At 44.2% G+C, this 14,844-nt stretch carries 14 protein-coding genes and 1 pseudogene; 7 read left to right on the forward strand and 8 right to left on the reverse strand.

The window, feature by feature from the left end; genetic code table 11:
- The first annotated feature begins 15 nt into the window (after window positions 1-15).
- Together WJM94_RS06400 and WJM94_RS06405 are read left to right on the forward strand one after the other, a co-directional pair.
- Window positions 16-1,245 carry a urate hydroxylase PuuD gene (locus WJM94_RS06400; protein WP_444493404.1) on the forward strand — a complete coding sequence of 410 codons (1,230 nt, stop codon included), beginning with the start codon at window positions 16-18 and terminating at the stop codon, window positions 1,243-1,245.
- Between the two features lie 285 nt (window positions 1,246-1,530).
- Window positions 1,531-2,934 (forward strand): uracil-xanthine permease family protein, encoded by a 1,404-nt coding sequence (locus WJM94_RS06405; protein ID WP_444493405.1) that lies wholly within the window; start codon window positions 1,531-1,533, stop codon window positions 2,932-2,934.
- A gap of 111 nt (window positions 2,935-3,045) precedes the next feature.
- Here WJM94_RS06405 and WJM94_RS06410 read toward each other — a convergent pair whose 3' ends face one another.
- Both WJM94_RS06410 and WJM94_RS06415 read right to left on the reverse strand, forming a co-directional pair.
- Window positions 3,046-3,438, reverse strand: coding sequence for a ribosome recycling factor family protein (locus WJM94_RS06410; RefSeq protein WP_444493406.1), 393 nt, complete (start codon window positions 3,436-3,438; stop codon window positions 3,046-3,048).
- A 119-nt stretch (window positions 3,439-3,557) separates the two neighbouring features.
- A pseudogene (locus tag WJM94_RS06415) lies at window positions 3,558-3,710 on the reverse strand (EamA family transporter); the annotation flags it as partial.
- 147 nt (window positions 3,711-3,857) lie between these two features.
- Here WJM94_RS06415 and WJM94_RS06420 point away from each other — a divergent pair.
- The 3 genes from WJM94_RS06420 to WJM94_RS06430 all read left to right on the forward strand — a co-directional run bounded on the left by WJM94_RS06420 (window position 3,858) and on the right by WJM94_RS06430 (window position 6,193).
- A complete protein-coding gene (locus tag WJM94_RS06420) occupies window positions 3,858-4,235 on the forward strand; it encodes a DUF3302 domain-containing protein (RefSeq protein WP_444493407.1) in 378 nt (125 codons plus the stop codon).
- Window positions 4,235-5,368 (forward strand): HlyD family secretion protein, encoded by a 1,134-nt coding sequence (locus WJM94_RS06425; RefSeq protein ID WP_444493408.1) that lies wholly within the window; start codon window positions 4,235-4,237, stop codon window positions 5,366-5,368. The genes WJM94_RS06420 and WJM94_RS06425 overlap by 1 nt, the downstream gene beginning before the upstream one ends.
- A gap of 273 nt (window positions 5,369-5,641) precedes the next feature.
- Entirely contained in the window at window positions 5,642-6,193 is a 552-nt protein-coding gene (locus tag WJM94_RS06430) for an ECF-type riboflavin transporter substrate-binding protein (protein ID WP_444493409.1), read from the forward strand.
- A 116-nt stretch (window positions 6,194-6,309) separates the two neighbouring features.
- Here WJM94_RS06430 and WJM94_RS06435 read toward each other — a convergent pair whose 3' ends face one another.
- From WJM94_RS06435 to napG, 3 genes are all read right to left on the reverse strand, one after another.
- Window positions 6,310-7,491, reverse strand: a complete 1,182-nt coding sequence (locus WJM94_RS06435) for an MFS transporter (protein ID WP_444493410.1) — start codon at window positions 7,489-7,491, stop codon at window positions 6,310-6,312.
- Between the two features lie 90 nt (window positions 7,492-7,581).
- Window positions 7,582-8,436 carry a quinol dehydrogenase ferredoxin subunit NapH gene (gene napH, locus WJM94_RS06440; protein ID WP_444493411.1) on the reverse strand — a complete coding sequence of 285 codons (855 nt, stop codon included), beginning with the start codon at window positions 8,434-8,436 and terminating at the stop codon, window positions 7,582-7,584.
- Window positions 8,436-9,206, reverse strand: coding sequence for a ferredoxin-type protein NapG (gene napG / locus WJM94_RS06445; protein WP_444493412.1), 771 nt, complete (start codon window positions 9,204-9,206; stop codon window positions 8,436-8,438). Before napG ends, napH begins: the two co-directional genes overlap by 1 nt.
- A gap of 399 nt (window positions 9,207-9,605) precedes the next feature.
- Here napG and WJM94_RS06450 point away from each other — a divergent pair, with 399 nt between their 5' ends.
- Complete coding sequence (locus WJM94_RS06450) at window positions 9,606-10,106, forward strand: GNAT family N-acetyltransferase (RefSeq protein WP_444493413.1); 501 nt, start codon at window positions 9,606-9,608, stop codon at window positions 10,104-10,106.
- 37 nt (window positions 10,107-10,143) lie between these two features.
- Here the strand turns inward: WJM94_RS06450 and WJM94_RS06455 are convergent, their stop codons facing one another.
- Window positions 10,144-11,118: a phosphotransferase gene (locus tag WJM94_RS06455; protein WP_444493414.1), complete on the reverse strand. Its 975-nt coding sequence runs from the start codon at window positions 11,116-11,118 to the stop codon at window positions 10,144-10,146.
- Window positions 11,119-11,120: 2 nt separating this feature from the next.
- The gene (locus WJM94_RS06460; RefSeq protein WP_444493415.1) at window positions 11,121-11,396 is read right to left on the reverse strand and encodes a GNAT family N-acetyltransferase; all 276 of its coding nucleotides are present in this window, start codon (window positions 11,394-11,396) and stop codon (window positions 11,121-11,123) included.
- Window positions 11,397-11,526: 130 nt separating this feature from the next.
- On the opposite strand from WJM94_RS06460, the gene WJM94_RS06465 reads away from it, so the two are divergent.
- Window positions 11,527-12,261 carry a flagellar brake protein gene (locus WJM94_RS06465; RefSeq protein ID WP_444493531.1) on the forward strand — a complete coding sequence of 245 codons (735 nt, stop codon included), beginning with the start codon at window positions 11,527-11,529 and terminating at the stop codon, window positions 12,259-12,261.
- Between the two features lie 134 nt (window positions 12,262-12,395).
- On the opposite strand, the gene WJM94_RS06470 is transcribed toward WJM94_RS06465, so the two are convergent.
- Window positions 12,396-14,756 carry a Lon protease family protein gene (locus WJM94_RS06470; protein WP_444493416.1) on the reverse strand — a complete coding sequence of 787 codons (2,361 nt, stop codon included), beginning with the start codon at window positions 14,754-14,756 and terminating at the stop codon, window positions 12,396-12,398.
- Window positions 14,757-14,844 lie beyond the last annotated feature (88 nt).

Raw genomic sequence — 14,844 nt, forward strand, 5'->3', positions numbered from 1 at the left:
AAAAGGAATATGACGATGTGGCCACAACTGTATGAATGGCTGGCGCTGTTTATAAAATGGTTTCATGTGATCTGTGGCATCGCATGGATTGGAGCGAGCTTTTACTTCACGTGGTTGGATAACAACCTGGAAACTCCGCCAAAATGGAAAAAAGATAAAGGAATCAAAGGGGACCTTTGGGCAGTGCATGGTGGGGGCTTTTACGAAGTCGCCAAGTACCAGGTAGGACCGGAGAAAATGCCGGAAAAACTGCATTGGTTTAAATGGGAAGCTTACGCAACGTGGCTAACCGGCTCTGCATTGATGATTTGGATGTACTATTTCAACGCTCAAGCTTACCTGATTGATCCCCGCGTTATGGAACTGACCTCGCTTCAAGCAGTTGGTATTGGTGTTAGCGGAATTTTACTGGGTGTCGTGGTGTATGAAGCTCTGATGCGCTCGCCTTTAAGCCGTAACACCGTACTTTTCAGTGCTGCATTACTCGCTTTTGGTGCACTGTTTTTCTACGGCTTTACCCAACTATTTAGCGGGCGTGGTGCGTTTATCCATATGGGCGCATTAATCGGCTCGATTATGGTCAATAACGTGTTTCACAAGATCATTCCCGGACAACGTAAAATGGTCGCTCAAGTTATGGCGGGCGAAGCCGTTGACCCAGCACCTGGCTTGGAAGGAAAACGTCGCTCGATTCATAACAACTACTTCACTCTGCCAGTGATATTTTTGATGATCAGCAATCACTACCCAATGATCTATCAACATCCACTCAACTGGTTGATTGGCTTTTTCGTTATGATCATCAGCGCGTATATCCGTCATTACTTTAACCTTAAACATGTTGGTAAAAATCAGCCAAGCGTCATTTTAAGCGGTGCGTTTGCGATGTTGGTTCTGGCGGTTGTTATAAGTTGGCAGTCAGCTTCACGCAACAATGTACAAGATAAGATGGCAAGTACAGACAGTCCTCACGCAACTGTAAACAATCAGGTATCACTGACTGAGGAGCAGAAGATCGCGAAAAAAATCATCAGTGAGCGCTGTAGCCAATGTCATAGCTCAACCCCAACAGACGATGTGTTCAAGGTCGCGCCAAGCGGTGCTGTGTTTGACAGCTGGCAAGATATCGAACGCTGGAAAGCCCGAATTCTGGTTCGATCAGTCGAAAGTGCTGATATGCCATTTTTGAATAAAACGAACATGACTGACGAAGAACGACAACGCTTAAAAGAAGTGTTGAATTAACCATCATTGTTCAATTAAAAAACAAAGCCACCTGACGTTCAGATGGCTTTTTTTATTCCTAATTCAAACTATTAAAAGCTTTAAGGAAAAGCGTAAAAACGGGTTATTCATGCACTAAATTGAGCAATTTTGCACCATTAAGCAACAGAACTTGCGGTGAAATTTAATCATCTTTCTCCTAACCTCCTGGAATAACTTGACTAAGCAGTCAGGAAACTTGTGGCACAAAGATTGCTCAAGTGTATTCATAAAATAGTACACAACAATGAATACAAGGAAGTCACTATGTCTCAACAGCAAGCCCACGACCTCATTTATGGGTTAGAAGACAAGCCCAAAGCCAGCGCAGCACTTTATGCCGGTCTACAACATGTACTTGCGAGTTTTGTCGGTATCATTACCCCAACTCTCATCATCGGCGGTGTGCTTGGATTAGGCGAGCATGTCCCTTACCTGATTAGCATGGCGTTAATCGTATCAGGGATTGGCACATTCATTCAGGCTCGTCGTATTGGTCCTATTGGTGCCGGTTTAGTCTGCGTTCAGGGAACAAGCTTCGCCTTTCTGAGTTCAGTACTCGCGGCGGGGTTTATTGCCAAATCTCAAGGCGGTGGTCCGAACGAAATTCTGGCAATGATATTTGGCGTATGCTTTGTCGGTGCGTTCGTGGAAATTATCCTGTCTCAGTTTATCAGCAAGCTCAAACGCATCATCACTCCAGTCGTTGCAGGCATTGTGGTGACAACGATAGGCATCTCTCTGATTAAAGTAGGTATGACCGACCTTGCGGGTGGGTTCAACGCCCCAGATTTCGGCTCATGGAATAATCTCGCGTTAGGGACGGTAGTATTAACGACCATCATCGTTCTGAATCGTTCTAAAAACCTGATGATACGGCTGTCGTCAATTCTAATCGGCATGGTATTAGGTTACGTTTTGGCTGCAATGATGGGCATGATCAACTTAGAAGGCGCATTTAATCAGCCTTTGGTCAGCATCCCTGTGCCATTTAAGTACGGGTTTGATTTTGATTGGTATGCATTTGTTCCAATCGCGGTGATTTATGCCATCACGGCAATTGAGTCCGCTGGTGATATTACCGCGAACTGTATTATCACCAAGCAACCGGTATCTGGACCACAATATCTGAAACGTATTAAGGCTGGCATACTCGGCGATGGCGTAAACTCACTTATTGCTGCTGTGTTTAACACCTTTCCAAATACCACCTTCAGCCAGAACAATAGTGTTATTCACCTGACAGGCATTGCAAGTCGCTATGTCGGCTACTTTGTTGCTCTTATTTTATGTCTACTGGGGTTGTTCCCGCTTATCGGTGCCATTCTGACCACCATTCCTAAGCCAGTTATTGGCGGAGCAACATTAGTCATGTTTGGTACGGTTGCTGCGGCAGGCATCAAAATCATCGCGAATGAAGAATTAGACCGAAGAAACTTGATGATCCTTGCGGTTTCGTTCGGCATCGGATTTGGCGTTATGTTGGTTCCTGAAATTCTGGAAGGAATGCCAAAAGTGCTGCAAAGCGTTTTAGGCTCTCCTGTCACCACCAGCGGTATTGCAGCAATTGTAATGACCTTGGTACTGCCAGAAACAGTAACTAAGAGTGAGAGCGAAAACAGTCACAAAGAAGTGAAAAAGGCACTATCAAAACCCGCGTTAGAGAAATAAATGCCTTAAACCTCAAATAAGGTAAAACTTTGACAACCACTCCGATGATTATGACGTCACTCGGAGTGGTAAGTTGCAACGACTTTGCGTGACTCTTTGAGTAGCCAAAAGTTAAAGCATTTCTGCTTCAAAACGAGCGGTACGGGCTTGAGCGATGGTGCAGTTGGTTTCGGACATTAATTCAGCCAACGTTACATTTGGATTCGCTAGCACTAAACGAATCAGCTTAGCTTCCAGCGGTTCTAACTTGTCTTGATGTGCTGCAAGTCCCGCTTCCATCTTTTTGATGACAAAATTCAGTATTTCCGGTTCTTCTGCTTTGATGTGGTCTAAAAATTTTTTCAAATCCAATGCGTCGCCAGTGACCAGCCAGTTTCTTGAACGTCGCACACGCTTCAATTCACAACCTATCTCCATCGCAACCACTTTAGCTCTCTTAACGTGCTCGCCACCGATACGGTGGACCAACGAAGGCAATGAAATGGCTAGTTTGTTGGAATTCATATAAGACGTCATAACAGTAGAAATTGGCGACTATTTTAAACTCAGATTGCCACTTTTTCATCTTTTAGAAAGTTGGGTACATCATTTACATGTTTAGCTTTAACAACTGGGTAAACGGGCTAAAAGAAGAATAGCGAAATTCCCAAAAGCGCGAATAACGTTCCCAGAATGCTTTTAAATCCCACTTTAACCCCTCGTAGTACGTAGATGACGAGAATGAACAATGGACTGGTCGCGATCAACGTTTGAGCAATAGCTGGATTGGCGTCTTTAAAACCACCACTTGAGCTGAAACAAAGCATCTTGCAGTTAACGGGAGTAAGTGTCAAAAAAACTTGATTCATTTATATTTGTATCAAATACTTAAACAACTAATTTACGTAACTTTTTTCATATAGCAACAAGCACGGGTAAGTAAGATGTTTCTAGATTATTTTGCACTTGGGATACTCATTTTCGTTGCTTTGGTCATCTTCTACGGGATCATCGTTATCCACGATATTCCTTATGAAATAGCCAAAGAAAGAGAGCACCCGCACCAAGACGCGATTCATTACGCTGGTTGGGTGAGTTTGTTCACACTTCATGCCCTTTGGCCTTTTCTGTGGATCTGGGCAACATTATGGCGCAAAGAGCGAGGCTGGGGCTTTAAGCAATTAGAACAAGAAACACACGATATCCATCATCGTCTGGAAGAGCTCATTGATGAAGTAAACGCGCTAAAAAATGAAGTATCGATATTAAAAAAACAAACTCAGCAAAAACCTGCTGCTGAACTAAGCAAAGAGGAAAAATAATGGATTTATTGCTGATCCTGACTTATACAGCCTTCTGTATAGCCATTTTCAAAATTTTTAAGATTCCTCTGAACAAATGGTCGGTTCCAACCGCTGTACTGGGAGGAGTCGTATTGATTGGCACGCTAGTGCTGCTGATGAACTACAACCATCCGTTTACTCAAATAGGTAGCCAGACCTACCCTACTACCCCTATTGTTTCGGGTGTGCGTGGCCGTGTCATTGAAGTACCAGTGCAAGCAAACCAACCGTTAAAAACCGGGGATATACTGTTTAGAATCGACCCTACTCCTTTCGAAGCTGAAGTCACACGCTTGGAAGCAAAAGTCAAAGAAGCAAGCCAAGGTGCTTTAGGGCTTCAATCAGGCCTACAAGAGGCTCAGGCAGGTGTAATTAAAGCCCAAGCTGAACGAGATAAAGCGAAGCGGGAGTTTGACCGATACCAAAGAGGGTTTGATCGTGGTGCATTTACAGAACAAGATCTAGATACTCGACGTCAGGCCTACAAAGCAGCAGAAGCCACTCTGGAAGTCGCATTACAGCAAAAAGAGCAAGCACAAATCGCGCTGAACTCAGAAGTGGGCGGTGAAAACACCCAAGTTGCTCAATTGCTCGCAGAATTGCGTAAAGCGGAGTTTAACTTAGAACAAACAGTGGTTCGTGCACCGACAGATGGCTACGTCACTCAACTTGCTCTGCGTCCAGGCGTGATGGCGGTACCATTGCCACTCGCTCCCGCGATGACCTTTGTACACACTGAAGACGCTCAGTTTTACACAGCGGCATTCAGACAAAACTCGCTGCAACGACTTGAACCTGGCTTTGAAGCAGAATTCATGTTCCGAGCGATTCCAGGACGTGTATTTCGCGGAGAAGTGGTTGAAGTAATCCCAGCAATTGGTGAGAGCCAGTTCCAGGCTCGCGGAACCCTATTAGGTACAGATGCACTTCGCACCACTGGACGAGTTTTCGTGAAACTCAAAATCACCGATGACTTGAGTGAATTCCACCTTCCGATGGGTACGGCGGTCGAAGTTGCGGTTTACTCTCATAGCTTCCACCACGTCTCTATCATGCGTAAAGTGCTTATCCGTATGAAGAGCTGGCAAAACTACCTGTACTTAGACCATTAATGGTTAAACTTTATTCACACCCAATAAGGAGCTGATATCAGCTCCTTATTATTTCTCTCTAAGTTTATATTCTCTCATCAGTTTTCCGTCTCACACACCTTACTTTTGTCCCTATCCTCAGCGATACGTGAGTTCAATCACATGCCCTTTCAAATAACAATTGATTAGTCGCATACGGCTTGGTTGTTGCCTGGATTTGATACACAATAAAATTATCAATAATTCAATGTAAGTAAATGATCTTTAAAGCCGATCACTAAGAAGAGGCTCTCTATGAATCTTTCTGTAAAAACGCTTTTAGCTATCTTAACTGGCGCAGTTCTTTACGGTATTGGTGGTTTACCAATGTTTGGTGTACCCGTGTTTGCCAATACAACACTAAAGCCAGCCATGGCGATACTAGCAGTGTACTCGGTATTGTTTGGTCCGATTGCTGGATTCTTGATTGGTATTATCGGCCACTGGCTCACTGACATGATTGCAGGTTGGGGCGTATGGTTAACTTGGGTTGTGGGATCAGGTATTGTGGGACTGGTCATCGGTTTATTCCCCTATCTGACCCGCCACCGCTTAGAAAACGGGGAATTCAACAGGCGAGACTTCAAATTGTTTGTGATATTGGCTCTCGTAGGTAATGTGTTGGGTTATGGTTGCTCCGCATATCTCGATACCATCTTATATTCAGAGCCATTTAATAAGGTATTGACTCAGATGTTAATCGTTTCCGGCGGTAACACGATTCTAATTTCGCTCATCGGATTCTTCATTATCAAGTCCATTGCCAAACGTAATAAGGCTAGCGACAACTTGTCAGAGACTGAATAAAGCCTGCTCACACCGTATACGGAATAGCGTTTAAATTAACAGAAATGCAAAAATGGGATGCATCAGCATCCCATTCGCGTATCCAGATAAAGTGTTAACTCACTAACCAGTAAACACTAACTCCATCTCAATACGCGGGTTTCATTACCTTCTTCTGGTTTTTCAGGAATATTAAGAGAGAACAACAAACTAACCGCTGCCATGCCCGCACCAATATAGAAAACACTTGAAGGCGACACTAACCAAATCACACCGAATGTGACTGGAATAACAACAGCCGCAATGTGATTGATAGTGAATGCTACACCAGCCGTAGATGCCATATCCGCCGGATCTGCAATTTTCTGGAAATACGTCTTTATCGCTAATGCCAGAGCAAAGAATAGATGATCGACAACATACAGAGCGGCCGCCCATTCCGCGGTTTGCACTAATCCGTAACCAACGAACACAAATATCAGACCAATGTATTCAAACGTCAACGCCTTACGCTCCCCGACAATCCCGATGAATCGACCGATACGTTTGGCAAACAGGAAGTTAAACAGGTAGTTGATCAGAAACAGTAAGGTAATGTCCGCAGCCGAATAGCCGAACTTCTCTACCATTAAGAACCCAGCAAAAACGGTGAAAATCTGACGACGCGCCCCACTCATAAAAGTCAGTGCGTAGTACAACCAATAGCGTTTACGCAGTACCAATTTCTTATTCTGAGGCACGGTGGACTTAAACTGAGGAAAAGCAAACGCCATCACCAGAATCAGCACAAAGCCTATCCCACCAGCAATCATATAAACGGTTTTGAAATCTAGCTTGAGTTGTTCCAACATTACCCACAATGCACCATAGGTAATCAGAGACGCAAGCGCACCGACCGAAATGAACTTACCAAGCATCTCCGGCGCTTCGTCTTTAGAAAGCCACTGCAGAGAAAGAGACTGCTTTAACGTTTCAAAATAGTGAAAACCCGTGGACATTAACAAGGTCGTAAAAAGTAAACCGTACAAAGTGGGGAAGTAACCTGTTATTGCCGTGCCGAATGTCAGCATTGCGAGTGAAACTAGCATGAAGCGTTGCTCGCGAATAAACAGCAAAACAAACACTGCGGTAAACGATAAAAAGCCCGGAACTTCACGCACACTTTGTAGCAAACCAATGTCTGAACCATCAAAGTTGGCTTTTTCAATAACGAAGTTATTTAGCAATGCCATCCAGGTAGAAAAAGCGATGGGAACAATGACGGAAATGAACAATAGGAAATTTTGCGGCGTTTTCCAGCCTTGAGATGAGGTATTCATGATGCATCCTTGAGATATGAAGGCATCATCATAGCTCTAATTGCAACAAATTCGCAATATCATTATTACTTATGAACCAGTGCGATAAACTTATTCTATATTTTTAACTTTTAGCTGATTTTTAAATTCAAAAACGCGTTCCGGACAAACATCAAGACAACGCCCGCAGCTGATGCAGTTTTGATCCATCACTCGGTGATCGCCCTCTTTTAGAGGTTGTCTTAATACCTCTGGCTCTGGGCAAACATAAAAGCAATCCATGCACTTGGTACAAGCTTCACGATGTACCGCCGTTACCCGAATAAGGCTCTTTTTGCCAATCACACCGTAGGTTGCCCCCAAAGGACACAAGTGACCACACCAGCCATGTTCAACCAGTAAAAGATCCAGAACAAAGACGAGTCCCACTAATACCCAGCCCGCTCCCATACCGAAAACCAGTCCTCGGTGTAAAGCTGCGACCGGATCGAGCCAGACCCATAGAATCGTGCCAGAGACGGCACTACCTAACATCAACACGGGTATCAACCAGTAACGAATAGACGGCGACCAGCGATAACTCGCTTTAATATTAAGCTTCCTTCGTAACCATCCAGCAAAGTCAGTAACAACATTCAAAGGGCATACCCACGCGCAAAATGCTCGCGGCGCTACAATCGCATAAACCACAACCACAATCGCTACGCCAAGTAGGGCATTGAATTCAGGAATATGACCTGTGGCCAACGTCTGTAGTACGATCAGTGGGTCACTCATTGGAACGGTACCCAGCAACATACTGGACGAAAGATTACCAGCAAGAATGCCTAACGTTGGCCCTGCCATGAACAGCACAATAATCGTTAACTGACACAGCCTGCGTAAAATCAGAAACCGATGAGCTCTCCACCAGCCAAGCTTTTCAATTGCCTCTTTACCGGCATCTTGCGCTAAGTTTTTAGCCATTATTTACCTCCTTTAAGAGACTCTAATGCACCAGTGGGTACAGGGTTCTTTTCTGGAAGCACGTTCTCTAAAGGCTTATCTATTTCTTGCCAACCGAAATTGTAATGGCTACCGACCTTGCCTTTCGCCAAATCCGTTGGCACAACTTTAATCGCAGAGACATCCAGTACACACGCCTGTTCACACTTCCCGCACCCGGTACAAACCTCCGTGTGAACGGTTGGAATCAGCTTGGCATGGTAACCCGTCCGATCGTTGTGAATGTTCTCTAACGTGATGGCCTCATCGATGAGAGGACACACTCGATAACAAACATCACAGCGTAGTCCCTGCCAGTTGAGGCACGTTTCATGATCAATAAGCACAGCAGTGCCCATTCGAGCATCATCGATATTGGTTAATTCTGGATCAAGCGCTCCGCTCGGACACGCGACCACACAGGGAATGTCATCACACATCTCGCACGGTATATCTCTAGCGGTGAAGTACGGTGATCCGGTAGCGACTGGAGATAACAAAGTAGCAAGTTTTAAGGTGTCATATGGACACGCTTGTACACATAATCCGCAACGAATACAGGCAGATTCAAAATCGCCTTCCGGCAAAGCACCCGGAGGTCGAATAGGGACACCTTTGGTTTCTCGGGCTTGGCTCTGTAAAGACTGTAACCCCAATACACAAGCAGCAGCACCCACACCCATGGCAGTTCGAGCAGTATCACGCAAAAATCGGCGACGACTTTGGGATATTTTTGACGTGGAGGATTTCATCACTTTTCCTCAAAGAAGCTCCTTTATCAAGTTAAGCATAAATAGCGCTAAACGCGTGTCTTCCCCATACCTCATAAGGGGTAACTCAATCCTCTATTGATTCAAATCAACTGTACGTAGCCGTTCACTTCACACTTTGAAAATCTCATTTTTTCCGCCAAAATCGAATTCACCACAATTCCCTGAAAACCTAATGTTCACCAGTATAAAAATTCAACACAAAATCAATCATATTGGCACTTTCAGCTATAAATCACTGATAAAAGCGAAAAGAAACCATAGATAAATGACTAATTTTAAAAGAATTAAACAAGAATATATTTAAAAACACTATTCAAATTCTAAATCAGTGGTTAGATTAAAGTTAAATACACAAAAGAAAAACCACAGGAGAGAAGCATGGAAATAATCGTACGCCCAACCATGGTTGAAGATGCAGCGGCGCTCGTCGAAATCTATTCACAGCCTAAAGCACAACGTGAAACCCTGCAGCTCCCTAAACCTTCGCTCACCATGTGGGTGGAAAGATTGTCTAACATGCCAGCCGGTGTATACAGCTATGTCGCTGAAGTAGATGGCAAGGTCGTCGGTAACATTGGCTTTCATCATTCACAGAGACCAAGAACCGCACATACGGCTTCATTCGGTATTGGAGTACACGATAGCTTTCACGGGATAGGAATTGGTAGCAAGTTAATCGAGACCGTCACCGAGTTAGCAGATAACTGGTTGAATGTAAGGCGAATTCAGATAGAAGTGAATGCAGACAACGACACAGCCATCGGCTTGTATAAAAAACATGGTTTTGAAATTGAAGGCGAAGCAATTGATGCATGTTTCCGAAATGGGGAATTCATTAATACCTATTACATGGCGCGTATCAGACCCAATAAAAATTAAAACCAAGCCTCCACACCGGAGGCTTTTTCATTCCTGATTACACTTTCAGTGAAGCCATGGCTTTAGCCGTTAACGCTTCGGTGTATGGATTGATCTTCCAGTGTTTCGGGCTCCAGCCTTTTATAAAACGCTGAAAATCAGCCCAGGCGACAGCAAACAGTGGGCGCCACTCTCGCTCAACATCTTTAGGGTCAAACTGCGATTGGTAGATGTGAAGTGCATGCGTCAACTCCGCGAAATACGTATCGAGTACCCAACTTTCCATCTCAAAGCACTCAGATGGCTCCACAGCACTACTCATAAAAAGCGCGACATCCTTCATAGCACATCCATGACCAACATACTGAAAATCCACAGCAGCAACCGATGATTCCATTTCGTTAAAGCAGAAGTTAGCTAATTTGGCATCCCCATGAACGATAGTTTGATACTTTGCGCCGTTAAGTGCTCTATCAATCAGGATTGCCGCGGCTTTTAACTCAATATCCTCTAAAGCTTTTAACTCATCCGGACGAGTAGCCAAATGCCAATAAGTTCCGGTTTGCCAAAGCTGACTATTGTGGACACCTATATAACGAGCATGAAAATGTGCCAGCCAGGAGAGACAAGCACGTAAGTGGGCTTGGGATGCGGTCGTGATCACTTTGGGGAAACCCGATTGTGCGAGATCTTCCATGACGATCAGCCACTCGTTATCCGTTTGAAAGCATTTCAAGCCTTTCGGGATTCGACACCGCTCGTCGACAGATTGGCTAAAGTGTTCATACCAACTCACTTCCACCTGATAAGAATGTAGCTTACGTTGATGTGAAAGATCAGTATTCCAGCCTCGCGGATGCTCTGCTGGTTTTGGAAGCTTCACATGTTTCACAATAACCGTACACTCAGGAAAAATAAGCCGAACCAGTTCGCCATATCCTCCCCATAATGGTTGAATCACCTCAATAGAAATCAGCTCACCTAGTTTTAGCTCATCACCAATGTTCTGGTAAAAGGGGTTAATAACTTTCATTCCTATGCCAAAAGATGTGCCCACTGTTTATTCTTATTAATATAGTGCTCCACATAAGGGCAAACTGGCACTACTTTATAACCTAGTGATTCAATCTCTGGCAGTACCGCTTCCATCATCACTTTACCGCAGCCTTTTCCTCTAAGCTCTTCAGGAACCATGGTCGAGGTTATATGCATCACACCATCTTTCAACTGGTACACCACTTTAGCTTTGAAGTTTTGTTCAAGCTCGACCCAAAAGATGCCATTTTCAATGTCGTGACTCACTATTTGCATAACTTACTCTCTTATTTTTCACTAACTTATTGAATCTAACTATATCACTGAATAAAATCACTACCACGCTAGGAAGCACCGTCATTTCATATCAGTCCCCCTTCCAGGTACGACAATAATAATGAGAAATATGATAACCAGTGCCAGAGATGGCAAAATTCCTTCTCAGACCAAGAAGGCAGAACGTCAGGCAACCACATTAAACAGCACCGATGCAATGGCAATGGTAGAACACGGCAGTGAAGTTACTTTAAACGTAACTACGCCAGTCGGCACCAAGTTTCTCACCACCAGCACCTTTGTTGGCTGCCATTCAAACCACACAGCACTAATAGAAGTACCGAATATCTCTGATGAAGATCTCAAGTACTACTTTCAGGAAGGCTTCTGGATTAACGTTAAAGCCTATTCGCAACGTGGCGAGGGAGCGATCATTCCTTTTAGGGCTCAATTACAACATCGTTTAGGAGAGCCGTTCCCGATATTGGTACTCAACTTGCCTAACACGATGCAAGTGTATCAACTGAGAAAAGAAGTGCGCTATGAAGTCAATTTGAGCGCACACGTACGACTTGATGGACATCGCAATGAATGTGAGATTCGCGATATTTCTCGTAGTGGCTGCCGCTTTGTCACTTCGCCAATGAGTCGCCCACTCCAAGTCGGTGACCTAATTTCGTTAGATTTAGCTATGCCGGGAGATAACCGCTTGTTAGCTCCGCTGAATGGCCGTATCTGTAATTTGCAAAAATCGACCCACTACTCCCGCTACGGCGTGGAATTTGATGATGTAGGCAAAGCGAACGCAAAAGGCTTACTCAGCCATCTCAAGTTTGACGGTACGAAACTAAAGTTAAAGTCATAAAAAGTTGGGGTTCTTCTTACGATAGGCACAAAGAAAAAACAACACGAAATATGAAATAGAAAAAGGCACTCGAAAGTGCCTTTTCTCAATGAAAAGCTGGTAGATATTATTCAGATCATTACCGATAACCTTGGTTACTTTCTTAAAGCATTGAGCTTAGCCTGAGCAATACCAAATATCGTATCGATAGGGTAAGAACCTTCCTCAGTCGGCTCGCCAGCTACTTTTCCGGTGAACAGTTCGATCGCTTCGGTGACATGATCGATCGCCCAGATATGAAACTCGCCTTTTTCCACCGCGTGAACGATATCTGAACGCAACATCAGATTGTGCACATTTGATGCAGGAATGATAACACCTTGTCCACTATGACGGCCTTTAATCACACATACATCGTAAAAGCCTTCAATCTTTTCATTTACGCCACCTATCGGCTGTGCTTCACCAAACTGGTTCATGGAACCGGTGATTGCAATGTCCTGATGATTAGGTTGTTTCGAAAACGCAGACACTACGGCACAAAGTTCAGCCATACTAGCGCTATCGCCATCGATACCACCGTACGACTGCTCAAAGGTAATCGTGGTCGTTAGAGGTACCCGTGCCGTTTTACCAAATACGGATGACAGATACGCAGACAAAATCATCACCCCTTTGGAGTGAATACTGCCCCCCAAGTCAACGCTGCGTTCGATATCAATCACATCGCCATCACCGTAGCATGTGGTCGCAGTTATACGGTTCGGCACACCAAACATGTAATCACTGGTACTCAGTACAGACAATGCGTTGACCTGACCAACAGCCGTGCCTTCAGTACGTATCAAGGTTGTCCCATTTACGTACGTCTCCATCACATTGTCACGCAAACGGCTGACACGCATTTCTTGATTCTTCATTGCCTCTTGTACATGTCCTGTTCGAATCATGTTGGAGTTAGCCTGACGTGCGACATAATTGGACTCACGGAGTAAATTGGCAATATTCGCAGAATGCAGTGACAGCTTGGTTTGATCACCAGAAAGACGAGAACTGTACTCTATGATGCGGGCAATGGCTTTTCTGTCACAGTGCAGCATGTGGTTATCGTTGACAACGCTGGATATAAAACGCGCATAATGCAGTTCAGACTCAGGTGTACGTGGCATTTCATCTTCGAAGTCAGCAGTCACTCGGAACAACTCGCTAAACTCAGGATCATAGTGTTGCAACAGCTGATAAGTTCGGTAGTCACCAAACAAGATGATCTTGATGTCCAACGGGATAGGTTCTGGATCTAACGAGACCGCACCGGTTAACGTCACTTCTTTCTCTAATGAGGTAAAACTCAGCTGACGAGAACGAATGGCTCGTTTCAATCCATCCCATACATACGGTTGTTCCAGCACTTTCTGCGCGTCCATCAGAAGCACGCCACCATTAGCTTTGTGTAAGCTCCCTGGGCGGATAAGTGAGAAATCGGTAAATACGGTGCCTTTGAACGTTGCCGTTTCTATCGAACCAAACAAAGAGTGATAGTTTGGGTTTTCCTCAACCACAATTGGGAAATCACTATTGCTCCTGCTAACCAGTACGTTTACTTTGTAGCGACGAGGAAACTTATTATCTAATGAGGCACTGGCAATTTCACCCAGCTCACCACTCTGATCGAGAAAGATATCTGCATTTTCTACAATGTCTTTCTGTAACTCAGTAAGATAAGTTTTGATGTCGGGATACTGTGAATAATCAACTTTCAAGCTTTTAATGAAGTGAGTTATCACGTCTAATGTCACTTCGTCATTTAGCTTTTTAATCTTTTCGCTAAACGTATCTTCCCATTCGGTAAGCTCACGAACCATAGAGCGCAATGTCACTTCAAGTTCATCGATAGCATCACTGAACTGCTCTTGCTCTTTTTTGCTCAACGCATCGAATGATTCTTCGGTGTGTAACTCTTCACCATTCATTGCGACAAATTGGTAATCACCCTGGTTCGTAATGATCAGGCTGATCCCTTTTTCTTTCGCTTTACTGCTGATTCTATCCAACTCATTTTGCTGCTTGCTGGCTAACTGATTCTTCAATCGCTCTGAACGACTAAAGTACATCTCGTTATCAAAGGCCAGTGGCAACGCATTAAGCAATTTCCCCATTAAGGCTTCTATATCAACTCGTAGTTTGTTACCTACACCACAAGGTAGCTTTAACACCTTTGGCGTACGAGTGTCTTCAAAGTTCGCGACGTAGCACCAGTCAAACAACTCTTCTACGTCGTGTTGATGACGGTTCAGGTAGCGCAGAATCATGGTCCGCTTACCTAGCCCATTCTGACCAATAGCGTAAATATTGTAACCTTTCTCCTTGATAGACATCGCAAACTCAACCGCTTTTTGAGCGCGTTCTTGCCCTACGATTTCATCAATAGGAGGTAATTCCTTGGTCGACTTACATGGCATATTCTCTAGATCAGCTACAGAATACAGCTGCTTGGGTTCCAATCTTAGTATTGCCATATCCGCTTCCTTTTTCTTATTGTCGTCACTTCAGTGTAGAGATTATTTATTTAATTTTAAGTGATTTACGTTGCATCACGGTTTAGTT

Origin of the sequence: Vibrio sp. YIC-376 (assembly GCF_052353105.1) — a bacterium.
Lineage (GTDB): Bacteria > Pseudomonadota > Gammaproteobacteria > Enterobacterales > Vibrionaceae > Vibrio.